At 70.3% G+C, this 21,862-nt stretch carries 22 protein-coding genes; 11 read left to right on the forward strand and 11 right to left on the reverse strand.

Annotated features, from left to right (window positions below; genetic code table 11):
* Nucleotides 1-53: 53 nt before the first annotated feature.
* The 4 genes from AL2_RS00385 to AL2_RS00400 all read right to left on the reverse strand — a co-directional run bounded on the left by AL2_RS00385 (nucleotide 54) and on the right by AL2_RS00400 (nucleotide 5,036).
* Nucleotides 54-596: an ATP-binding protein gene (locus AL2_RS00385; RefSeq protein WP_245666222.1), complete on the reverse strand. Its 543-nt coding sequence runs from the start codon at nucleotides 594-596 to the stop codon at nucleotides 54-56.
* Nucleotides 597-965: 369 nt separating this feature from the next.
* A complete protein-coding gene (locus AL2_RS00390) occupies nucleotides 966-2,972 on the reverse strand; it encodes a sensor histidine kinase (protein ID WP_083945796.1) in 2,007 nt (668 codons plus the stop codon).
* A 76-nt stretch (nucleotides 2,973-3,048) separates the two neighbouring features.
* Nucleotides 3,049-4,545, reverse strand: coding sequence for a purine-cytosine permease family protein (locus tag AL2_RS00395; protein ID WP_245666224.1), 1,497 nt, complete (start codon nucleotides 4,543-4,545; stop codon nucleotides 3,049-3,051).
* Between the two features lie 155 nt (nucleotides 4,546-4,700).
* On the reverse strand, nucleotides 4,701-5,036 hold the full coding sequence (locus tag AL2_RS00400) for a rhodanese-like domain-containing protein (RefSeq protein ID WP_067627813.1): 336 nt from the start codon (nucleotides 5,034-5,036) through the stop codon (nucleotides 4,701-4,703).
* A 139-nt stretch (nucleotides 5,037-5,175) separates the two neighbouring features.
* On the opposite strand from AL2_RS00400, the gene AL2_RS38385 reads away from it, so the two are divergent.
* From AL2_RS38385 to AL2_RS00415, 4 genes are all read left to right on the forward strand, one after another.
* Nucleotides 5,176-5,361 carry a helix-turn-helix domain-containing protein gene (locus AL2_RS38385; protein WP_210748029.1) on the forward strand — a complete coding sequence of 62 codons (186 nt, stop codon included), beginning with the start codon at nucleotides 5,176-5,178 and terminating at the stop codon, nucleotides 5,359-5,361.
* A 127-nt stretch (nucleotides 5,362-5,488) separates the two neighbouring features.
* Nucleotides 5,489-5,908, forward strand: coding sequence for an SSI family serine proteinase inhibitor (locus tag AL2_RS00405; protein WP_245666226.1), 420 nt, complete (start codon nucleotides 5,489-5,491; stop codon nucleotides 5,906-5,908).
* 220 nt (nucleotides 5,909-6,128) lie between these two features.
* A complete protein-coding gene (locus tag AL2_RS00410) occupies nucleotides 6,129-7,256 on the forward strand; it encodes a helix-turn-helix domain-containing protein (protein WP_210748028.1) in 1,128 nt (375 codons plus the stop codon).
* A gap of 91 nt (nucleotides 7,257-7,347) precedes the next feature.
* Complete coding sequence (locus AL2_RS00415; protein ID WP_067627822.1) at nucleotides 7,348-8,217, forward strand: hypothetical protein; 870 nt, start codon at nucleotides 7,348-7,350, stop codon at nucleotides 8,215-8,217.
* A gap of 336 nt (nucleotides 8,218-8,553) precedes the next feature.
* Here AL2_RS00415 and AL2_RS00420 read toward each other — a convergent pair whose 3' ends face one another.
* Both AL2_RS00420 and AL2_RS00425 read right to left on the reverse strand, forming a co-directional pair.
* Nucleotides 8,554-9,414, reverse strand: coding sequence for an LURP-one-related/scramblase family protein (locus AL2_RS00420; RefSeq protein ID WP_157437933.1), 861 nt, complete (start codon nucleotides 9,412-9,414; stop codon nucleotides 8,554-8,556).
* A 99-nt stretch (nucleotides 9,415-9,513) separates the two neighbouring features.
* Nucleotides 9,514-10,377, reverse strand: a complete 864-nt coding sequence (locus tag AL2_RS00425) for an Fpg/Nei family DNA glycosylase (RefSeq protein WP_067627827.1) — start codon at nucleotides 10,375-10,377, stop codon at nucleotides 9,514-9,516.
* Nucleotides 10,378-10,564: 187 nt separating this feature from the next.
* Between AL2_RS00425 and AL2_RS00430 the strand changes: the two genes are divergently transcribed.
* Genes AL2_RS00430 through AL2_RS00440 form a run of 3 tightly spaced genes read left to right on the forward strand, consistent with a single transcriptional unit; the run spans nucleotide 10,565 to nucleotide 14,115 of the window.
* Complete coding sequence (locus AL2_RS00430) at nucleotides 10,565-10,771, forward strand: heavy-metal-associated domain-containing protein (RefSeq protein WP_067627830.1); 207 nt, start codon at nucleotides 10,565-10,567, stop codon at nucleotides 10,769-10,771.
* Nucleotides 10,772-10,807: 36 nt separating this feature from the next.
* Complete coding sequence (locus AL2_RS00435) at nucleotides 10,808-11,779, forward strand: DUF8832 domain-containing protein (RefSeq protein ID WP_157437934.1); 972 nt, start codon at nucleotides 10,808-10,810, stop codon at nucleotides 11,777-11,779.
* A 32-nt stretch (nucleotides 11,780-11,811) separates the two neighbouring features.
* Nucleotides 11,812-14,115, forward strand: coding sequence for a heavy metal translocating P-type ATPase (locus AL2_RS00440; RefSeq protein ID WP_067627836.1), 2,304 nt, complete (start codon nucleotides 11,812-11,814; stop codon nucleotides 14,113-14,115).
* A 57-nt stretch (nucleotides 14,116-14,172) separates the two neighbouring features.
* Here AL2_RS00440 and AL2_RS00445 read toward each other — a convergent pair whose 3' ends face one another.
* Nucleotides 14,173-14,610, reverse strand: coding sequence for a MarR family winged helix-turn-helix transcriptional regulator (locus AL2_RS00445; RefSeq protein ID WP_067627839.1), 438 nt, complete (start codon nucleotides 14,608-14,610; stop codon nucleotides 14,173-14,175).
* 71 nt (nucleotides 14,611-14,681) lie between these two features.
* Here AL2_RS00445 and AL2_RS00450 point away from each other — a divergent pair, with 71 nt between their 5' ends.
* Both AL2_RS00450 and AL2_RS00455 read left to right on the forward strand, forming a co-directional pair.
* Nucleotides 14,682-15,098, forward strand: coding sequence for a RidA family protein (locus tag AL2_RS00450; RefSeq protein ID WP_083945797.1), 417 nt, complete (start codon nucleotides 14,682-14,684; stop codon nucleotides 15,096-15,098).
* On the forward strand, nucleotides 15,095-16,186 hold the full coding sequence (locus tag AL2_RS00455; protein WP_067627842.1) for an alkene reductase: 1,092 nt from the start codon (nucleotides 15,095-15,097) through the stop codon (nucleotides 16,184-16,186). Before AL2_RS00450 ends, AL2_RS00455 begins: the two co-directional genes overlap by 4 nt.
* Nucleotides 16,187-16,199: 13 nt before the next feature.
* Here the strand turns inward: AL2_RS00455 and AL2_RS00460 are convergent, their stop codons facing one another.
* The 3 genes from AL2_RS00460 to AL2_RS00470 all read right to left on the reverse strand — a co-directional run bounded on the left by AL2_RS00460 (nucleotide 16,200) and on the right by AL2_RS00470 (nucleotide 19,661).
* Entirely contained in the window at nucleotides 16,200-16,808 is a 609-nt protein-coding gene (locus tag AL2_RS00460) for a TenA family protein (RefSeq protein ID WP_067627845.1), read from the reverse strand.
* 172 nt (nucleotides 16,809-16,980) lie between these two features.
* A complete protein-coding gene (locus AL2_RS00465) occupies nucleotides 16,981-19,104 on the reverse strand; it encodes a bifunctional polysaccharide deacetylase/glycosyltransferase family 2 protein (protein WP_067627848.1) in 2,124 nt (707 codons plus the stop codon).
* Between the two features lie 41 nt (nucleotides 19,105-19,145).
* The gene (locus AL2_RS00470) at nucleotides 19,146-19,661 is read right to left on the reverse strand and encodes a hypothetical protein (RefSeq protein WP_067627851.1); all 516 of its coding nucleotides are present in this window, start codon (nucleotides 19,659-19,661) and stop codon (nucleotides 19,146-19,148) included.
* 115 nt (nucleotides 19,662-19,776) lie between these two features.
* Here AL2_RS00470 and AL2_RS00475 point away from each other — a divergent pair, with 115 nt between their 5' ends.
* A complete protein-coding gene (locus tag AL2_RS00475) occupies nucleotides 19,777-20,382 on the forward strand; it encodes an RNA polymerase sigma factor (protein WP_245666228.1) in 606 nt (201 codons plus the stop codon).
* Entirely contained in the window at nucleotides 20,379-21,041 is a 663-nt protein-coding gene (locus tag AL2_RS00480; protein ID WP_067627862.1) for a hypothetical protein, read from the forward strand. Before AL2_RS00475 ends, AL2_RS00480 begins: the two co-directional genes overlap by 4 nt.
* Nucleotides 21,042-21,220: 179 nt before the next feature.
* Here AL2_RS00480 and AL2_RS00485 read toward each other — a convergent pair whose 3' ends face one another.
* Nucleotides 21,221-21,811, reverse strand: coding sequence for a TetR/AcrR family transcriptional regulator (locus AL2_RS00485; RefSeq protein WP_067627865.1), 591 nt, complete (start codon nucleotides 21,809-21,811; stop codon nucleotides 21,221-21,223).
* Between the last annotated feature and the right edge of the window lie 51 nt (nucleotides 21,812-21,862).

The following is a 21,862-nucleotide window of genomic DNA, read 5'->3' on the forward strand; positions in this document are numbered from 1 at the left end:
GCTTTGGGAGGACCATACAAGGTAGGGCGGGGTTCCTTCCAGGCGGGGTCCTCCTAAGCCGGATATGCCCTACTTGGGGCCGTTCCATTCCTCGTTCGGTGGCAAAGATCTTCGTCCGGCTCGTCCAGGAGGTCCGGGAAGTCGGCCAGATCGGGGACGGCATGCATCCCGACGGGGGCGGATCTTCCGTTCTCGGCGCCTGACCTGGGAGTGCGCAGGACGGCCCAGACCGTGGTGGAGCCGTCCTCGTGGCGCACTCCCCAGCCGTCCGACAGGGCCTCGACGATGCCGAGTCCGCGCCCGCCGAGCGAGGACAGCGTGCCCGGGCCGCGCCGGGGCTCGGTCATGGCGCCGCCGTCGCTGACCTCCAGTTCGAGGAGGTCGCCGCGGCGCAGCCAGCAGAGCTTGACCTGGCCGGACGGCAACGGGCGCGCGTGCCGGAGCGCGTTGCTGATGAGTTCGCTGACGATGACGCTCGCGTCGTCCACGACCGACTCGTAGACCCCCGAGCCGGCCAGCTCCGAGCTGAGGCGCCTGCGGGCGACCGCGACGCTGGACGGTGCGTGTGGCAGCAGTACGACGCTCGACGCCCTCACCTCCCCGTGGTTCCGCTTACTCGGACGAGTCCCGCCGTCGCTCTTCCGGTACGACCGAAATGCCCTGATGTCCAAGGCCGGAAACCCAGACGATCGAGTGCATCACCTGCACAACGAGTCACCGGTCGTTCGGTCACGGTGATCACCCCCGAACGGAATCTCGTCACCAACGGCAACCATCAAAGATCTATCCAGCCGACGGCGGACTCATGCCTACCGCGCTCGTTTCGTCCATCACACCCTGCGGTCACCGTACTTTCTCGCACCAGCCAAGGTTGCCACCCGTCGAGTCCGCTGAACGCCCAGGTCACAACGGTCTCACCGGCCACCGGGGAGGGAGTGTCCTCACGGTGAGTGGCCAACGGGCGGTCAGCCGGCGCCGCGCAGCACGAGGCGCATGCATGTTCCGTCGCCCGCACGCGCGCCACCTGCGGGTCCGCGGCCGTCCGCGGTCCGCAGGAGCGTGTGCGGAGGGTTTATGGTTCGTTCCATTTCGGCCGCTTCGGCGCGTATCGAGACTTTGCGTGATTCCATGTGATTTGTCTCACGTTCAGCCGGATGGGCTGAAATTCTCCCGCCCTGTGCCTCCGTCAGCCGTTTGACGATGTAGAGACCGAGTCCGATTCCGCCGAAACGGCGGCGGTCCCCCGACTCGCCCTGGACGAACCGCTCGAAGATGCGCTCATGGTCGCCGGCCGGGATGCCGATCCCCTCGTCCTCGACCGTCACGACGATGTCGGTGCCCTCACAGCGGGCGCGGACGCTGACCGTCCCGCCGTCCGGGGAGTACTTGAACGCGTTCTCCAGCAGCTGGCCGAGCACGATGTCGGTCGCCATCGCGTCCCCCCTGCAGGACGGCAGACCGGGCTCTATCTCCAGCTCGACGCGGTGCAGGGGCGACAGGGACCGGAAACCCGCGACGACGCCTTCCAGAACCCGGGTCAGGTTGAACGACTCGATCGTCACGGCCAGCTCGTCGGCGCCCGCGCGGGAGCCGAGGAGGAGGTGCTCGACCAGGCGGCCGAGCGACTGGGCGCGTTCGGCGATGGTGGCGACGGCGGTGCGGCGGTCGGCGTCGGCCATCTCGTCCCACCGGTTGACCAGCGTAGACGCGAACCCCTGCACGACCGTGATCGGGGTGCGCAGCTCGTGGCTGGTCGTGGCGAGGAACAGGTCCTTGGCCTCTTCGAGGGCCTTCGCCTCGGACACGTCGCGGAAGTCGACGACCAGCTCGCCGGTCTCCTCGATCTCGGCGGCCAGCACGTTCAGCCACGTCCCCGACTCCAGCCGGAACGTCAGCATCTCGCCCAGCCCCGGCATGGCGAACGGCAGCGGGCGGCCGATCGCGCCCTCCGGCGGGATGCCGGTGAGGACGTGCGCGGCCGGGTTCCACTGCCGGACGACGAGGTCGTGGTCGAGGACGGCGATGCCGTCGGCGCTGGAGTCGATCACCGCGCGCTCGTGCGCCCGCTGCCGGACGACCTCCGCGTAAGCGACGGCGTTGCCGACCGCGACGCCGGCGTGCCCGGCGAGGAGTTCCAGCAGCTCAAGCTCGGTGTGCCCGGCCTTGCTGCCGGAGAACAGCGCGTAGAGCGCCCCGTACGGCCGGTTCTGCAGGTACGACAGGCCGAGCGCGATCGTGTGCAGACCGGGCAGTTCAGACCAGATCAGGTCGCCGAGCCGCCGCTCACCGGTCGCGAGCTTGACCGTCTTCCCGGACCGCAGCAGCTCCCCGACGAGGCTCGTCCGCAGCTCCGCCGTCCGGCCCCGCATGTGCTCGGGCAGCCCGGACATGCTGACCAGCCGGAGGCTCTCGCCCTCGATCCGCACGAACCCGCCCGCGTCGGCGCCGGTCAGCTCGAGCAGCGCGGTGGTGATCCGGTCGAGGACGACGCCGAGGTCCAGTTCGGCGTTCAGGTCGGCGACGATGTCGTTCAGCCGACGGACGAGCCGGGCCCGCTCGGCCATGTGGTGCTGGACGATCTCGTCCTCCTCGACCGGGTGGTACACGCCCATCCAGCCGAGCATCGTCCCGCTCGGGTCCTTCAGCAGGCTCGTGTCGATGCGCACGTCGATGAGGCGGCCGTCCTGGTGGAACCGGCGGGTCGCGATCGAGATCTGCCCGTTCTCGCCCTCGCCGGCCGGCCGGGTGAGCAGCCGCTCCTGGACGGCGTTGTGCTCGGCCTTCAGCTCGTCCGGGACGATCGGCGGGACGCGCCCGATCATCTCCGCGGCGCTCCAGCCGAACATGCGCTCGGCGGCCGGGTTCCACACGGTCACCCGATGCCGCTGGTCGACGGCCACGATGGCGTCGGCGGCGCTCTCGATGACGGCCCGCGCGATCGGATCATGGACGTGCTGGTACACGTCAGTCATCGTGCCACCGGACTCCGGCACGCCGCCGGGTAACTTGCATCGTAAATTGCCACGTGCACCTTACCTTTTGGTAAGGCTACCGCCTAGTAACCCTGCCGATGAGGAGAGCGGCGACCCCGGCGACCAGGAACGACAGGAGTGAGGCGCTCATCCAGCTCTGCGGGACGAAGTGCAGCGCGGCCTGGACGTCCCGCCAGAACCCCGCCCAGTGCTCGACCGTGCCCGGGTTGATCAGCTGGTAGACGACGAAGCCGGCCGCCCACGCGCCGATCATCCCCCACCGCGACGGCGCCCGCCGCGAAACGTCCCACCCGTCCAGCGGCGCCGCGGCCGCCGCCTTGGACAACGCCCCGGCGCTCTCGGCAGGGGCGCCGGCGGGGGATGGCACGGCCCCCGCCTCAGCCGGCGCCGCGTCCGTGCCGGACGCCGCCGCTCCCTCGCCGCCTGGCGAGGCTTCCGCGCGCGGGTCGTGGCGGCGGCCGAGGAAGAAGTCGGCGGCGAGGACGCCCAGCATCGGGACGAAGACCGAGCCGATCAGGGTCAGGAAGCCCGCGTAGTCGCCGATGTCCAGGGCCAGCGCGAGGACGGTGATGCCCGCGCCGAGCAGCACGCTCAGCACCCGGCGGTCGGCGCGCGGGAAGAGGTTCTGGATCGAGACGGCGGTGGAGTAGGTGTCGGCGAACGACTGGTCCGCCTCCCGCAGCACGAAGATCGCGAAGAAGACCACGCCGAGCGTGGCGCCGAGGAACGGGTCGAAGATCCGGGTGCTGTCGCCCGCGACCAGCGCGAGCGCCAGCAGGCCGAGGACGTAGGCGATGATCTGCGTGACCGAGTAGCCGACGGACGCCGCGCCGAACGCCGCCCGTTCCGTCCGGGAATGCCGGGTGTAGTCGGCGGCGACCGGCACCCAGGAGATCGACACGGCCAGCGCCGCGTCCGCCCCGATCCAGAAGCCGCCCCACGAGCCCTGCGTGAGGTCGGGCAGCGGCTGCCGGACGAGTTCCACGTAGAAGTAGACGAGCGCGATCGCCACCGCGACCGTCACGTACCGGCGCAGCAGCCGCACCGAGCCGAGCGGCCAGACCGTCAGCACGGTGGTGATCGCTCCGGCGGCGATCACGTAGCCCCAGCGCGGCACCCCGTCCCACAGCTCACGGGCCGCGTCCGCGATGACGATCAGCTCGAACGTCCCCCAGCCGACGAGCTGCGCGATGTTCAGGATCGTCGGCGCGTACGACAGCCGCGCGCCGAACAGGCCGCGCAGCAGCACCATCGCGGGCTGCCCGGTGCGGGCGCCCGGGACCGCGGCGAGCCCGAGCATCAGCCCGCCGATGATCGTCCCGACGGCCATGGCGACGATGCCCGCCATGATGGAGATGGTCGGCCTGCCGTCGGCGTCCGGCGCGAGGACGGTGTAGGCACCGGAGAAGGCCAGGAGGCTGACGCCGAGGTTGGCCCAGAACGCGCTCTGGTCCCAGAACCCGAGGACCCGGGGGGCGGGTTCGTCGAGGGTGAAGGGGACCTCGTTGTTCGGCCGCTCGTCCCGAGGGCGCTTCTCGACATCGGACGTCACGGGGCACGCTCCCTACGCCGGCATTACCCGGACAGGTTCATGCGGTCGGCGGCGCCCTGCACGGCCGCCCTCTCAGCCCGGCTTGTGGCCCGAGCTCCCGCGGTTATCGGTCAGCCCCGATCGTACAACCGACCGTCAACCACCCAAAAGGGAGATCACGCCACATACGGCGGGCCGTCGCCGGCGCCCTCCATCGGGCGCCCGGCCTCCGCCCAGCCCTTCATCCCGCCGTCGACGTTCTTCGCCAGCCAGCCCGCCTGGTTCAGCGCCACCGTCACCTGCGCGGACCGCTGCCCGGACCGGCAGATCACGAAGACATCCTGGTCGCGGGGGATCTCCCCGGCGCGATCGCCGAGCTGCCGCATGGGGATGTGGACGGCCTCGGGCGCGTGACCCGCATCCCATTCGTCCTGCTCCCGGACGTCCAGCAGGTAGCCGTCCTGCGGAACGTCGGCCGCGCCCACGGCCGGCACGTCTTCCCCGAAATTCATTGGATACCTACAGCGTGGAGACCCCGTCCTTGAGGGCGGGGAGGAAACGCGGAACACGTCGGCACTTTGGCCTCCTGGTTTGTCGGTCCGGGTTTTGTCGGTCCGGGTTTTGTCGGTGGCGGTCGGTAGGTTGCGGGGCGTGTCGCGGTACCGGCTGTGTCCCACCCCTGCCCAGGAGGCGGGGCTGCTGGAGCATTGCTCGCACGCCCGGTACGTCTGGAACCTGGCTGTTGAACAGCACGCCTGGTGGATGGCCGCGCGGGGAGGCACGCCGTCGGGCGGGCCGATGAACCGCGAACCTCAACCCACTCTCCTCTCCGTATAGGGGACGGTTGGAATCCCCGGCCTTCAGGGAGGACGTCAACACACCCCCATGGAACCCCGCGCACCCGCCCTGCGTCGAATCACGCATGCGGTATCGGACGCTTCTCTTCGCAGCGCCTGGGCTGGCCATGCTCCTGACCTTGGCCGCCTGCGGCGATGAACAGGCCAACGGAAACCCCGCCGAAGCGCCGTCCGGCACGATGTCCGTGCAGCCCTCCGGCACCCCGGGTGACTCCCTCACCATCACGGTCAGGGCCTCCGCGGAGGCCCCCGCCAAGACCTGGACGCTGACCTGCGGCCCTCCTGGCGGTACCCATCCGAAGGCCGCCGACGCATGCGCGGCCCTGACCAAGGCCAAGGAACCCTTCAAGCCCGTCCCCAAGGACGCCATGTGCACCGACATCTACGGCGGTCCTGAGATCGCCACGGTGAAGGGCACCTGGCAGGGCAAGGACATCGACACCAAGTTCACCCGCGCGGACGGCTGCCAGCTCCACCGCTGGACCCAGGTCGCCCCGCTCTTCGGCAACGTCCCCAAGGTCCGCTGAACGAGCCCTCCCCGTTCCGGCTCCGTTCCTCAACCCTCAGGCCCCGGTCCCTCGCCGGGGCCTGACTCGTAACTTGCCTAAAACGCCTACTTGCCTCGACGAGGCAAGTAGGCGATCGAAGCAAACTTGCCTGGATCACCAACTTGCCTCGACGAGAAAAGTCGGCCAATCAAGCAAGTTTGCCTGGATGGAACCAGAGCCCTCATGTCAAGATGACAAGGTGAGCCCCGACGACTTGACTCCGGACTCGCTCCTCGAGCAGGGGCTGACCGTCTTGCGCGACCTGCTGGGCTCCGGCTGGCAGGTCTCCGTCCAGCCACCCATGCAGGAGGCAAAGGGGGACCGCCCGTTGGACGCCTTGGTCGAGGTGAAGGCGGATGGCGACAGTGTCCTCACCCAGTTGATGATCGACCTGAAGAGGAGCGTTTCCGCCCGCTTGGTGGAAGAGCAGTTGCTGCCCAAGTGGAGCCTGCTGCGACAGGTGAACCACTACACGAACCTTGTCGTGATCGCCCCCTGGATCTCACCACGCGTCCAAGCACTGCTACGTGAGTACGGCATTGGGTACATCGACCTGACCGGAAACGCGTCCCTGCGAGTCTCCCGACCGGCCATCACCATCTACACCCAGAGCGCAAGCCGCTCTCCGCAGTCGAGGACTGCCAGTAGAAGCAAGGCAACTCTGGCCGGACTCAAAGCTGGTCGGCTTGTACGGCTCCTCGCCGATGTCACCCCGCCGTACCGCGCCACTGAACTCGCCGATACCACCGAACTCAGCCTGCCCTATGTCTCCCGGCTCCTCGATACCATGGAGGATCAACTGCTGATCCGCCGTGAGGGCCGGATCATCACATTTGTGGACTGGCCGCAACTACTGCGCGTCCGTGCCGAGAGTTACCGACTCTTGCGGCATAACTCTTACGTACGGATGATCGCCCCGAACGGCATCGAGGCAGTGTTCAAGGCGCTGCGCGCACTGCCTGAGGAATACAGACAGCAGATCGCCCTAACAGGGTCATATGCCGCGCGCGCGGTGGCGCCTTTGGCTGTGGGGGGGCAGTTGATGCTGTATCACCCCGCTGGCACACCACGCCTGCCCGACGAAATCGGGGACGAACTCGGCTTGTTGCGGGTCGATAAGGGGGGGGATGTTTTCCTACTGCGGGCCCACGACCCGGTAGTTTTTGCGCGGACCGTAGACGACGCGGGGGTACTTCGGGTTGCTTTGAGCCAGCTTGTCATAGATTGCCTCTCCGGCCCCGGCCGGATGCCCTCAGAGGGCCAAGCGCTCCTGGGTTACATGGAGGAAAACACCTCTCTGTGGCAGTTGGACCGACTGCCATCCTGATCATGCTCTCTGGGTCTAGCCTCGAATGCCGACAGCATCGGCTAGCCACAGCAGGAATATGGCCGGTTCAGAGAAAGCGGAGGAGTCCGACATGGCCAAGGTCCCTGAGGGCCTCGACCGGAATCAGTTGGTCATCGCCTCACGGCGAGTTCTACTCGATGGCCTCACGGCCCTCCGCCCACACCTGGCAGCACTCACCGTCGTCGGGGCCCAAGCCGTCTACTTGCGTACGCCCGGCGCCTCTATGCGGAATGCGCCCTTCACCTCCGATGCCGATCTAAGCCTTGACCCTGACGTGCTGGGTGATCAACCGCTTGTCGACGAAGCACTGCGGACTGCAGGATTCACCCTGATGCAAGACAACCAGCCGGGCCTGTGGGCGCGCACCGAACAGGTGGACGGCAAGGACGTCCCGATCGAACTGGACATCCTTGTTGGCAAGGAACTCGCAAACAAGACCGGAAGCAGGAGTGCCAAGATCCCTCCGCACGGGAAAATGACCGCACGGTGGGTCACCGGCCTGGAGGTCTGCGCCGTCAACCGCTCCCCTATGGTCATCCAAAGTCTCGATCCGGCCGATGAGCGCTGCGTGACCGCCAACGTTGCCTGCCCTGCGGCCCTCCTGATCGCCAAGGCTTACAAGATCGCCGAACGTCACGCCAAGGTCCACACCCACCCAGACCGCCTCACCAACAAGGATGCAGGCGATGTCTACCGGATCATGGCCACCGTTCCCATCCGGGAAGTCACGGCGGCCTTCATCGTGCTCGTCCGGGACCCTCGCGTGGGGGCCATCGCATCAGAAGGACTCGATCTTCTCCGCCAGCTCTTCGGCGGCCCCGGAACACCTGGCGTCAACCTGGCCGTCGAAGCGCACACCGGTGACGTCTCCGAAGAGACGATCCGCCTCGCCGCGCCCGCCTACATCAACCGCGTGGCAACTGAGTTGTCCCACCTCTGAACATCAGGATCGGGCTACCGGCTTCCGCCCTGGGCCTTGACTCATTGCACCAGCGGTCCATGCTCCTCACCTGCGGCGGCTACTGGTGCAAGACAATTCACGCTTCGTGTTCGCGGGACTTCTCACGGAGAGCAGCGATCAACACCGCCGTGGCGCCGTCCACCCTCACACTCGATCGTGGCGACGAGATCGAGGCCCGGTCGGGGACGTCGTCAGCGGCGACCGGTCGTGTTCGTCCGGCGCGGCGGCGGGTGCTCTCGAGGCTCCGCATACTCGTGCGGACGGCTGGATGACTCGGTCGGCGGCACCATACCAGGGCGGCCTCGGCCGGGTCGGCTAGATCCAGCCGCCGATGCTGCGGTTCTGGGAGACGGCCGTGTCGAAGGCCAAGGGGCAGGCCAGGATGAGGGTGCGCATCGGTTCCGGTGGCTGGACGTGCATCTGCAGGACGTAGCGGTCGGCGCCGGTGAACATCTGCGACAGGAACTCCCCGTAGCCGTCGAAGCCGCGCTGGATGCGGGCGAGTTCCTGCTGCTGCCAGTCGGTGACCCGGCCGCTCAGCAGCTCGTAGTAGCCGATCTGCTGCTCCTGCGCGGTCAGGATCTCCCAGCCGCGCAGCGCCCGCTTGCGCAGGTACCCGATGAGGCCGCCCTGCGGGGTGAGCACCTGCATCTGGGGCGTGCCCATGAACCCGTACGGCTTGTAGAAGAGGAAGTACGGCATCCCGTCGGGGCGGTAGATCGTCAGCTTGCGCTCGGCCTTGGTCTGGCTCGCCTGGTTGATGACCCGGAACGCCTTCTTCGCACCGCTCACGCCCTCTTCCCGGACGTAGGCGGCGGGCTGTCCCTGCGGGCTCCACACCGTGTAGTTGGCCTCGGTCGAGAAGAACTGCGCCGGCTGGTCGTAGACGAGGATCGGCGAGCCGTAGAGGTCCGGGGCGCCCTGCGGAGGCACCTGCGGCTGCTGCGGCGGGTAACCGCCCTGCTGAGCGGGCGGGTAGCCGGCCTGCTGCGGCGGATACCCGGCCTGCTGGGGCGGCGGGTAGCCCAGTTGCTGCGGGATGGGATGTCCCTGTTGCGGCGGATAGCCGTAGCCGGGCTGGGCGGGCGCGCGGCCGGGCGGCGGGGCGTAGCCCGGGTGCGGTGGTCCGTAACCAGGGCCACCAGGCCCGGGGGGTGGGGGCGGGGGGTATCCCATGGTGGCTCCTGAGCAAGGTGATCACCGCGGTTGACTCGCGACACGATACGCCGCCCCTGCCCGGTGTCAGGGCCCGGCGGCCGGATTCAGCCGAGCAGGCTACTTGAGCAGGCGCGACATGCGGCGGTCGGCGAGCGGCTTGCCGCCGGTCTGGCAAGTGGGGCAGTACTGCAGCGCCGAATCGGCGAACGACACCTCCCGGACCGTGTCGCCGCACACGGGGCATTTCTGGCCGGCTTTCCCGTGCACCCGCAGGCCGGTCTTCTTCTCGCCCTTGAGGTCCTGGGCCTCGAGGCCGCGCGAGCGCTCCACCGCGTCCCGCAGCGTGGTGACGATCGCCTGGTGCAGGACGGCGACGTCCTCCTCGGTCAGCGTCGCGGCGATCTTGAAGGGGGACATCTTCGCCACGTGCAGGACCTCGTCGGAGTAGGCGTTCCCGATGCCCGCGATCACCTTCTGGTCACGCAGCAGGCCCTTGATCTGGGTGCGCTTCCCGTTGACGATCGCGGCGAGCGCCGCGGCCGTGAACGCGTCGGCCAGCGGGTCGGGGCCGAGGGACGCGACGCCCGGCACGTCCGCCGGGTCGCGGACGACGTAGACCGCGAGGCCCTTCTTCGTCCCGGCCTCGGTGAGGTCGAAGCCGGCGCCGTCGTCCAGGTGGACGCGCAGCGCGAGCGGGTTCTTGCCGCCGGGCCGGACGGGCTTGGCCGGGATCTCGTCCCGCCAGCGCAGCCAGCCGGCGCGGGCCAGGTGGATCACGAGGTGCAGCCCGTCGACGTCCAGGTCGAGGAACTTGCCGTGCCGGGACGCGCCGGTGACGGTCAGCCCGCCAAGCGCGGTCACCGGCGGGTCGTACGTCTTCAGCGCGGAGATGGCGAGAACATCGACGCGGGCGACGACGTGGCCGACCACGCGCTCCCGCAGGAACCCCGCCAGCGCCTCCACCTCAGGTAGCTCAGGCATGGCTTCAGTATCCGCGACGGGCCGCGCCGCCGGAACGTCGTCCACAACCCTGTGGATAACTCCGCGGACCGCTGTGACCCGGATCTCGAAATAGACACATACCCCCTAGGGGTTGGCATAGGCGTCCGGTTATGACAGCATGAGGGCGTCAAGATACCCCCTCGGGGTAAATGAGAAGGAGATGCGCATGAGCACCGCCACCTACACCGTCACCGGGATGACCTGCGGCCACTGCGTGAGCTCGGTCACCGAAGAGGTCGAGCAGATCGCCGGCGTGACCGCCGTCGACGTCGACCTCGCGACCGGCAGCGTCACCGTCACCAGCGAGGCCCCTCTCGACACCGCCCAGGTCAAGGACGCCGTCGAAGAGGCCGGATACGTACTGAAGTCATGACCGGCGGGCGCCCTGCCTCCGGGCGGGGTGCGCACGGTGAGCAACCGAGCGGAGTGGATCGGCATGAACAGCGCGACGAAGGTGGGCGCTTACGCCCTGGGCCTCGCCGTCGTCTTCGGCGGCACCGCCGGGATCGGCAAGGCGGTCGGCCCCGTCGGCGGCACGGCGGAGATGGCGTCCCATGAGGGCGACACCGGCGGCGGGCACGGCGGCGGCCACGGCGGCGAAGCCGCGCCGCACGCGCCCGGCGGCCTCCAGGTTTCCGAGGACGGCTACACGCTGACCCCGCGCAGGACGACCCTGACCCCCGGGGAGAAGACCGACTTCCGGTTCACCATCAACGGGCCGGACGGCAAGCCCGTCACCGGGTTCAAGCCGCTGCACGGCAAGCGCCTGCACCTGATCGTCGCGCAGCGCGACCTGTCCGGCTTCCAGCACCTGCACCCGACCGAGGTCGGGAGCGGCGTCTGGACCGTCCCGATCGAACTGCCGGAGCCCGGCGTGTACCGGTTCTTCACCGACATCCAGCCGGACGGCGCGACACGGCAGCTCACCCTCGGCACCGACATCTTCGCCCCGGGCGATCTGCGGCGCACGCCGCTGCCGAAGCCCGAGCAGGTCGCGAAGGTGGACGGGTACGAGGTCAGGCTCACCGGCGGTCTCACTCCCGGCAAGTCCACCGAACTCACCCTCACGGTCAGCAAGGACGGTAAGCCTGTCACCGACCTGCAGCCGTACCTGGAGGCCTACGGGCACCTGGTCGCGCTGCGGCAGGGCGACCTCGCCTACCTCCACGTCCACCCGGACGGGGAACCGGGCGACGGCGAGACGAAGCCGGGCCCCGGCATCACGTTCTTCGCCGAGGCGCCCAGCGCCGGCGCATACCGTCTGTACCTGGACTTCAAGCACGGCGGCAAGGTCCGCACGGCCGAGTTCACCGTGCACGCCGGCGATGCCGGGGTACCGGCGGAGGAGCCGGGGCACGACGACCAGCCGCACACGCACTGAACGTCCCGCACGATCAAGGCAGAGGAGGAGCGATGAGCACGGATATCGAGTCCGGGCGTATCGAGCTGGCGATCGGCGGGATGACGTGCGCGTCGTGCGCCAACCGCATCGAGCGGAAGCTCAACAAGATGGACGGCGTGACCGCGACGGTCAACTACGCCACCGAGAAGGCCAGCGTCGAGTTCGCCCCGGGAGTGTCCCCGGACGAGCTGATCACCACGGTCGAGCAGGCCGGCTACAGCGCCGCCCTGCCGGCCGCCCCCGCGTCCGGCGGGGAACCGGAGCCGGACGACGGCCTGCGCCCGCTGCGCCAGCGGCTGATCACGTCGGTCGTCCTGTCGGTGCCGGTCATCGCGATGGCGATGATCCCGGCGATCCAGTTCGAGGGGTGGCAGTGGCTGTCGCTGACGCTCGCCGCGCCGGTCGTCGTGTACGCGGGCTGGCCGTTCCACCGCGCCGCGGCGATCAACCTGCGGCACGGCGCGGCGACCATGGACACGCTGATCTCGCTCGGCACGCTCGCCGCGTTCGGCTGGTCGCTGTGGGCGCTGTTCTTCGGCACCGCCGGCGAGCTCGGCATCAAGCACGGCTTCGAGTTCTCGATGACCCGCTCGGACGGGTCGATGAACATCTACCTTGAGGCCGCCGCCGGGGTGACCATGTTCATCCTGGCCGGACGCTACTTCGAGACGCGGTCCAAGCGCCGCGCAGGCTCGGCCCTGCGCGCCCTGCTGGAGCTGGGCGCCAAGGACGTCACGGTCATCCGGGACGGACGCGAGGAGCGCATCCCGGTCGACGGCCTCTCCGCGGGGGACGTGTTCGTCGTCCGGCCCGGCGAGAAGATCGCCACGGACGGGACGGTCGAGGAGGGCTCGTCCGCCGTGGACGCTTCCATGCTGACGGGCGAGTCCGTCCCGGTCGAGGTCGGGCCGGGTGACACCGTGGCCGGCGCGACCGTGAACGCGGGCGGCCGCCTCCTGGTGCGCGCGACCCGCGTCGGCTCCGACACCCAGCTCGCCCAGATGGCGCGGCTGGTGGAGGAGGCGCAGACCGGCAAGGCGCAGGTGCAGCGGCTCGCCGACCGGATCTCCGGGATCTTCGTCCCGATCGTGATCGCGCTCGCGATCGGCACGCTCGGGTTCTGGATCGGCACCGGCGAACCCCTCGCCGGCGCGTTCACCGCCGCCGTCGCCGTGCTGATCATCGCCTGCCCGTGCGCGCTCGGCCTCGCCACCCCGACCGCCCTCATGGTCGGGACGGGGCGCGGCGCGCAGCTCGGCATCCTGATCAAGGGCCCCGAGGTGCTGGAGTCGACCCGCGCGATCGACACCGTCGTCCTGGACAAGACCGGCACCGTCACCACCGGGAAGATGGCCCTGGTCGACGTCATCACGGCCGACGGCGTGGCCGAAGCCGACGTCCTGCGCCTGGCCGGGGCGCTGGAGAACGCGTCCGAGCACCCGATCGCCCAGGCGATCGCCAAGGGCGCCCTGGAAAGGGCCGGCGATCTGGGCACGGTCGAGGACTTCGCGAACGTCGAGGGCCTCGGCGTCCAGGGAGTCGTGGACGGTCACGGCGTCCTGGCGGGACGTCCGCAGCTCCTGGCCGAGTGGTCGCAGCAGCTGACCCCCGGCCTGGAGCGCGCCATGGCGGAGGCGCAGTCGCTCGGCCGCACCGCCGTCGCGGTCGGCTGGGACGGCGCTGCCCGCGCGGTGATCACCGTCGCGGACCAGGTCAAGCCGACCTCCCGCGAGGCGATCACCCAGCTGAAGGCCCTCGGCCTGCGCCCCGTCCTCCTGACCGGGGACAACGAGACCGTGGCCCGGACGGTCGCGGACACGGTCGGGATCGACGAGGTCATCGCCGAAGTCCTGCCCCAGGACAAGGTGGATGTCGTCAAGCGCCTCCAGTCCGAGGGACGGACCGTGGCGATGGTGGGCGACGGGGTCAATGACGCCGCCGCGCTCGCCCAGGCCGACCTGGGCCTCGCGATGGGCACGGGGACGGACGTGGCGATCGAGGCGTCCGACCTGACCCTCGTCCGGGGCGACCTGCGGGCCGCGGCCGACGCGATCCGCCTGTCGCGCCGCACGCTCGGCACCATCAAGGGCAACCTGTTCTGGGCGTTCGCCTACAACGTGGCGGCGCTGCCGCTCGCGGCGACCGGCCTGCTCACCCCGATGATCGCCGGCGGCGCGATGGCGTTCTCGTCGGTCTTCGTGGTCAGCAACAGCCTCCGCCTGCGCCGGTTCAAGGCCCTGACGACCGCCGCGGACGCCCCCGCCCCGGCGACCGCCGAGCCGGTGGCCCGCCGGGAGATCCCGGCATCCAACTGATTCAGCCCACGAGCGCGCGGCCCCACCCGGGACCGCGCGCTCACGCATGCGGGCGGCTCAAAGGCGGAGGGTGGCCACGAGCGGGGCGAGCGCGGGGTCCTTCGCGGCGTCGTCGAGGGTCTCGGTGAGGGTCTCGGCGTAGGTGGGGGCCGCGTTCCGCTGGACGGTGCGGCCCTCGTCCGTGATGACGGTGTAGACGCCGCGGCGGTCCTTGGGGCACATGTCGCGGCGGGTGAGCCCGGCGGACTCCAGCCGGGCGACGAGGCGGCTCACGGAGCTCTGGTTGAGGCCGATGAGGTCGGCCAGCTCCTGCATCCGCAGTTCGCCGTCGTCGGCGCGGGACAGCCGGCACAGCGCCCGGTACTCCGAGAGGCCGATGCCGTGGCGGCCCTGGAGCGCCTTGGCGAGCCGGTGCTCGACGCGCCCGTGGAGGGTCACGACGCCGTCCCAGATCAGATCGTCCGCCGTGGCGGCCGCCTTCTCGTCCACGCTCATCCCGCACCCGCTTCCTGATTGACACCAGCTTACATGCAATGCCAATATCTGCATGTACATACAACTCATGCATGTACATGCACTTGGAGCAGAGCATGATCGAACGCATCGCCACGACCCCCGACTGGTACGAGCCGTACCGGATCTCCCAGGCCGTCCGGGCCGGCGGGTTCATCCACGTGTCGGGGCAGGCCGGCATCGACGAGCAGGGGAGGACGGTGCCCGGCGGCTTCCTCGACCAGGGGCGCCAGGCGTTCCGGAACGTCCAGCGCGTGCTGGCGGCGGCGGGCGCCGACCTGGCCGACGTCGTGAAGATCGGCATCTTCGTCCGGGACATGGCGGCCGACCTCGACGACGTCATCCGGCTCCGCGCGGAGTTCCTCAGCGAGCCCTACCCGGCCGACACGCTCCTGGAGGTGTCCTCCCTCGCTCAACCCGACTGGCGTATCGAAGTCGAAGCCACCGCGATCGAAAGGCCGAGCCGATGACCAGCCCGCTGCTGACCCCCTACGAAGGCCGCCACCTGACGCTGTCCAACCGGATCGTGATGGCGCCGATGACGCGCGGGCGCGCCGACGACGCGACCGGCGTCCCGCACCCGCTGACCGGGACCTACTACGCGCAGCGCGCGTCGGCCGGGCTGATCGTCACCGAGGGGCTGTGGCCGCACGTCCTCGGCAAGGGCGGCCCCGGCGTCCCGGGCCTGGTCACGGACGCGCAGGTCGCCGGATGGCGCGAGGTCACCGAAGCCGTCCACGCCGCCGGCGGGACGATCTTCGCCCAGCTCTGGCACGTGGGACGGATGACGCACCCGCTCACCCTGCCCGGCCGGGCGACGCCCCTCGCCCCCTCCGCCGTCCGGATCGAGGGCGAGCCCATCTACACCCGCGAGGGCGACGTCGAGCACGTCACGCCGCGCGCCATGACCACCGCCGAGGCGGAGGCGGCCATCGCCGGCTTCGCCGCCGCGGCCCGCAACGCGATCCGCGCCGGGTTCGACGGCGTGGAGGTGCACGGCGCGAACGGCTATCTCATCCAGCAGTTCCTCGCCGAGAACACCAACCGGCGCACCGACCGGTTCGGCGGTTCCCGCGCCGGGCGGCTGCGCTTCGCGCTGGACGTGGTGGACGCCGTCGCCGCCGAAGTCGGCCCCGGACGCGTCGGGCTGCGCATCTCCCCGCACAACCCGGAGAACGAGATCGCCGAGGAGGACCCGCAGGGCACCTACCGGACGCTCGTCGACGCCATCGATCCGCTCGGCCTCGCCTACCTCCACGTCATCGAACGCGGCGCCTACGGAGCGCTGGCCGACCTGCGTCCGCGCTGGTCGGGAACCCTGATCGGGAACTTCAACGGACCCGAGCCCACAACCCAGAAGGCCGGCGAGGTCGTGGTGGCGGCGGGCTTGGCGGACGCCTTCTCCTTCGGCCGCTACTTCATCGCCAACCCGGACCTTCCCCACCGCTTCGCCACGGGCGCCCCCTTGGCCACCCCCGACGAGAACCTCATCTACGGCGGCCACGCCGAGGGCTACACCAGCTACCTCACGGCCCGTGTCCCCCAACCCGCGACGTGAGCCCCGGGCGGGATCAGCGGGGGACGTCCCAGAAGGCCAGTTCGTGGCGCATGCCTTCCAGGAAGAAGCGTGCGGCGGTGTCCTTGTCGGCGGCGGACTCGTCGATCATCTGGGCTATGCGGCGGGTCAGGGTGGCGAAGCCCGGGTCGGCGTAGGTGTCGACCCAGCGGCGGTAGCGCGGGTCGGACGGCGGGTGCTCGGCGAGGCGCTGTCCGAGCGTGGAGTAGCCCCACATGCAGGGGTAGAGGGCGGCGAGACCTTCGGCGTAGTCGGCGGCCGCGTCCAGGAGGAAGGACGTGTAGGCGGCGCAGGCGGGACCCTTCTCGGCGCCCTCCAGGTCCGCGCCGAACTCGGCGGAGAGGGAGCGGTGCAGGTCGAGTTCGTCGTGGAAGGTGGAGTAGGCCAGGTCGACGAGGTCGCCCACGTGGGCGTTGGGGGCCTGCCATGCGAGGCGGGAGAACACGCGGACGTAGTCGTGCAGGTAGAGGTAGTCCTGCTCGAGCCAGGAGCGGAACACCGCCTCGTCCAGGTTCCCTTGGGCGATGCCCGCCACCGTGGGGTGCGCGAGTTGTTCATCGATCAAGGGGCGGCCGAGGTCTTCCAGGTGCGCGGCGAGGCTCATGGCGGCCAGTTTGCCCTAGACACGACCAGACCCCGCCGGGTGGCCCGGCGGGGTCCTGGTCTTGCGGCCGGTGTGTGGGTCGCCTCTCGGCGAAAGGCACAACACGGCTCCAGCCGGACGGTATTCCGTGAAGGCAAAAGGTGAGGCCCGGGGACACCAGGCACACCGACCGTCATGTGTAACCGACGGGCCCCCGGGATTGTTCCCGGCCCTCCGCGAAGGTCCCGGTACGCCGGATGGTGTGCCACCCCAAGCGCGACCCGAGCAGCGCCGTGACCACGGACTGGACGACTACCAGGTACATGAGCTGCCGGTAGACGAACTGCTGGAGCGGCAGTACCCACAGCGGACGGAGGGGTTCGCCGTCCAGCCACAGGGCGTAGGCGCCGGCGGCGGCCTGTGCGGCGACGAAGGCCATCCAGGTGAGGACGGGCACGGCCGGGTCCAGGAAGAGCAGTCCGAAGAGGGCGAACAGGTCAACGGCGGGTGCGAACAGTGGAAGGAGCACCTGGAACACCGTCAGGTAGGGCAGGCAGCGGCGTCCGAAGCGGCCTGAGCCACCGGTCTCGATGACGGAACGGCGGTGCTTCCACATCGCCTGCATCGTCCCGTAGCACCAGCGGTAGCGCTGCCTCCAGAGTTGGCGCAGGGACGACGGTGTCTCCGTCCAGGCGAGGGCCTTCTCCTCGTAGACGACGCGCGCCCCGGTACGGCAGATGGCCATGGTGAGGTCGGTGTCCTCGGCCAGGGTGTCGCCTGGCACGCCCCCCACCTCGGCCAGCACCGACCTCCGGAAGGCACCGATCGCGCCCGGCACGGTCGGCATGCACTGCAGGATGTCGAACATCCGCCGGTCGAGGTTGAATCCGATGACGTACTCGATGTGCTGCCAGCGTCCGAGGATGCCGCCCCGGTTGGCGACCTTGGTGTTGCCGCTGACCGCATCCACCGACGGGTCCGCGAACGGTGCGACGAGGTGCCGGATGGTGTCGCGCTGGAAGACGGTGTCGCCGTCCACCAGCACGAGGATCTCGGACCGGGCCACGAACATGCCGGCGTTGAGCGCGCTCGGCTTGCCGCCGTTCGGCTTGCGGATCAGGTGGACGCCGGGCAGCCGGATGGACTCGACGATCGCGGCGGTGCTGTCGGCGGAGCCGTCGTCCACCACGATCACTTCGACGGTGCCCGGATAGTCGGTGTCGAGGAGCGACGCGATCGTCGCCGCGATGCCCGCCTCCTCGTTGTACGCGGGGACGATCACCGAGACGGGCGGGAACGGGTCGGGCGGCAGTTCCCCGACCTGCCTCATCTCCGGCATGACGGGCGGGCTCGGGCGGCGGACGCGGCGCATGTGGACGTGCGCGAACATCAGCAGCAACAGCAGCCTCAGCACGTACAGGATCCCGGCGGCGGCGAATAGGGCGCCCATCGTCCCGGTGAGCGCCGACGCGGCGCGCTGCGCGGCGACCAGCGTCCAGCCGACGGCCCGCTCCGGCGCTTGCACCGGGACCTCCGCCGAAGGCAGGCCGAGCGCCTGCGTGAGCGTGGTGAACCGGTACCCGCGCGGCTGCAGCCGTTCGATGATCTGCTCGACGGCCGCGACGGTCTCGGCCCTGTCGCCGCCCGAGTCGTGCAGCATCACGACCGCGCCCTCGCCGCGCCGCTCCGCCGCCAGCGCCGCCTGGACGATCTTCGCGGTGCCGGGCCGCGCCCAGTCCTCGGTGTCGCGGTCGGTGAGGACGACGAGGTACCCGTCCGCGCCCGCCCGCTCGGCCGCCCGCCACTCCGGCGCGGTCATGCCGTCCGGACGGGACGAGTACGGCATCCGCATCAGCCGGGTGTGGACGCCGGCGGCGCCCGCCAGCGCCCGCTGCGTGAGGTCCATCTCCAGGCGTCCCCGCCAGGCGGGCGCGGTGGCGAGGTCGACGTGCGTGTACGTGTGCGAGCCGATCTCGTGGCCCTCGCGGAGCATGCGCCGGGTCAGCGAGGGGTTCTCGGCCACGTGCGCGCCGACGGCGAAGAACGTGGCGCGGGCGTTGTGGCGGCGCAGGACGTCCAGGATCCGCGGCGTCCACTCGGGGTCGGGGCCGTCGTCGAACGTCAGCGCGATCGTCTTCGGCGGCATGCGGCGGCTGCGCGGCGTGCCGTCCGCGAGGTTGAGCACGGGCCCGCCGGAGAGGACCTGAGATGGAGCCGGTACAGGACGCTTGGGGACGTCCCTAGGGGCCTCACCGACGGCGCCGTGCGCGAAGCCGTCCAGCAGAAGGAGCACGGTGAGCGCCAGGCCACCGAGCATGAGCAGAACCCAATGGCCCCGCGGCTCACTGCGTCGCACGGTCAGCGGGTCTTCTTCTTGCGTCCCCAGGCGGGCGGACTCACCTGGGAGTTGCCCGGACGGCTCGTGGACGGGACGGCCGTCGGCGTGGGCTGCGCAGCGGAGGACGACGACTGGGGTGCCGTTGAGGGAGCAGGGGCCACAACCCGCTGGGTGGGGTTCGGCCTAGCGGCGACGGGCGGTTCCGGCGTTCTCGTCGGCTTCACCTGGGGATGGCTCACCTTCACACGCGGATGAGCGGACGGTTCGCTCCACGGCGTCAGCGGCACGTTGGTCCCCGTCGTCATGCCGAGGCCCAGCGCGCCCAGGAAGACGAGCAGGAGCGCGCCGGCGAGCAGGCCCAGCCGCCGTCCGAGCCGCGCCCGCGAGCCGGACGCGTCGACGAACACGGGGACCGGCTCGGTCAGCGGTCTCGTATCGGTGGACGGCACCGTCGCGGGTTCGGTCAACGGCTCCGCGACCGGTGAGATGCCGGTGACGAGAAGTTCGTCCCGGTCATACGGGGAGTTGCCGATCATGTTCGTCCAGTATTCGTGCGGGAAAGTGACGTCCAGGCGGGGCGGGCGTCAACCGTTCAGCGCGAACCCACGCGTACATGTCACACCGCGGCAAGATTTTCTGCACAATGGCGCGGTGGACGAGGACGAACTCGGTCGTGCGCTACGGGCGGCGCAGGACGGCGACGAGGAGTCCTTCCGCATGCTCTACCGCGACGTCCAGCCCCGCCTGGTCCGGTTCGCGGGCGCGCTCGTCGGCCCGGACGCCGAGGACGTGACGTCGGAGGCGTGGCTGCAGATCGCCCGCGACCTGCGCACCTTCCGCGGCGACATGGACGGCTTCCGCGGCTGGACCGCGACGATCACCCGGCACCGCGCCCTGGACCATCTGCGCCGCAAGTCCCGCCGCCCCAGCGCCGACCTGCCCGCCGAGGAACTCCTCACGATGGCCGGCGACGGCGACACCGAGCTGGACGCCCTGGACGGCATCGCCACCGAGGGCGCCCTGCGCCTGATCTCCGATCTCCCCCGCGACCAGGCCGAGGCGGTGCTGCTGCGCGTCGTCGTGGGCCTGGACGCCAAGTCGGCCGGCAAGGTCCTCGGCAAACGGGCGGGCGCCGTCCGCACCGCCGCCTACCGCGGCCTGCGCCGACTCGCCGACCGGCTGGCGGACACCGAGGCCGCCCGGCCGCTCGTCCAGGGTGACAAAAGCGGCAGTACCGGCGCTGAGGGGGTGTCATGAGCGACCACACCGAGGCCGGACGGCTCGACCAGCACGCCGCAGAGCGGCTGCTCGACGGCGCGGGCGGGCATGCCCCCCTGCACGCGCTGCTCTCGGCCGCCGCCGCGCCCGGCCGCCCCGCGGAACTCGCGGGTGAGGACGCCGCGGCCGCCGCGTTCCGGGCGGCCCCCGCCCCGGCGCGCGCGTCCCGGCGGGCCGTCCTGCGCCGGTTCCTGACCGCCAAGGTCATCGCGCTGATCGGCGGCACGATCCTGCTGACCGGGGGCGTCGCCTACGCGACCGGGCACTTCCCCGGGCAGGAACCGGCGCCCGCCCCGTCCCCGTCGCACTCCGAGCACGGCGGCGACGGCCACGACAGCACCCCGGCCACGCGGTACTCGCCGTCGCCGGTTCCCACTCCGCACTCCTCTCCGTCCGCTCCGCCGTCCTCATCGGCGACGGCGAAGGAGCAGCCGCACGGCAAGACGACCGCACCGGGCCGGCAGAGGAACAGCCCGAACCCGCACAGCACCAGCACGCCACCGCGCAGCCCCGGCGACAGCAACGGCGTTCCGCCGACCACGAACCCCGGCAAGGGCAAGGGCGCGGGGACGAACAACGGCTCCCCTGCGGGCGACAACTCGGGCCGGGGCCTGGAGAAGGTCATCGGCACCGGCTGACCGCCCGGTCAGAGGCAGCCTTCGAACTGGGGGACCTCCAGGTCCGACAGGTCGAGGCCGGACGTGCCGAACCATGTGCGCCTGCGTCCCTTGAGGCCCAGCGAGCAGGGTGGCACTCGGCACAAACGTCGCAGCGGACGATCAAGCTCTCCAGCTCTTGACCGCATCCGGCCGGGCAGTCAGTCGCGGTCGAGGCGGCCGGTGATGAGGGCGGCGAGGGCCGCGGCGAAGCGGTCGGGGGCGACGTCCGCCGGGGGGCGGCCGAAGAAGCCGCGGGACAGTTCGTATCCGGTCAGGGCGGACACCACGACCGCGAGCAGGGCATGCGGGTCATCGTGCTCCGAACCCGCCGGAAGGTCGCGGGCCAGGTGCGCGGCCTCCTCCGCGATGCCCTGGTCGACGAGGACGCTGCGGATCCGGCGCGTCAGGTCGGGGAACCGGCCGTGCTCCCGGGCCAGCAGGTTCATCAGCGGCCTGACCTGCGTGAGGTACTCCAGCTGCTGGACGAGGCGGCGCGTCAGCGCCTCCCGGGGATCGGCGACCGGGCCGCGCTCGAACTCCTCGCGGCGCCGCTGCGCCCGCGCCAGTTCGCGCTCGAAGACCTCCCGGAAGACCTCCTCCTTCGAGCGGAAATGCCGGTAGAAGCTGCCGCTGCCGGGGGAGAGCCCGGCCAGTTCCTCGATGTCGGTGACGGTCGTGCCGCCGAATCCCTGCTGCTGGATCAGCTCCAGGGCGGCGTCGAGAATGCGCTCGCGCGTGGTGGATGGCACGGACGCAAGATAGTTCTTGCAGATGCAAGAAGGTTCTTGCAGACTGCTGGG

This window comes from Actinomadura latina NBRC 106108, assembly GCF_001552195.1.
Classification (GTDB): Bacteria; Actinomycetota; Actinomycetes; order Streptosporangiales; family Streptosporangiaceae; genus Spirillospora; species Spirillospora latina.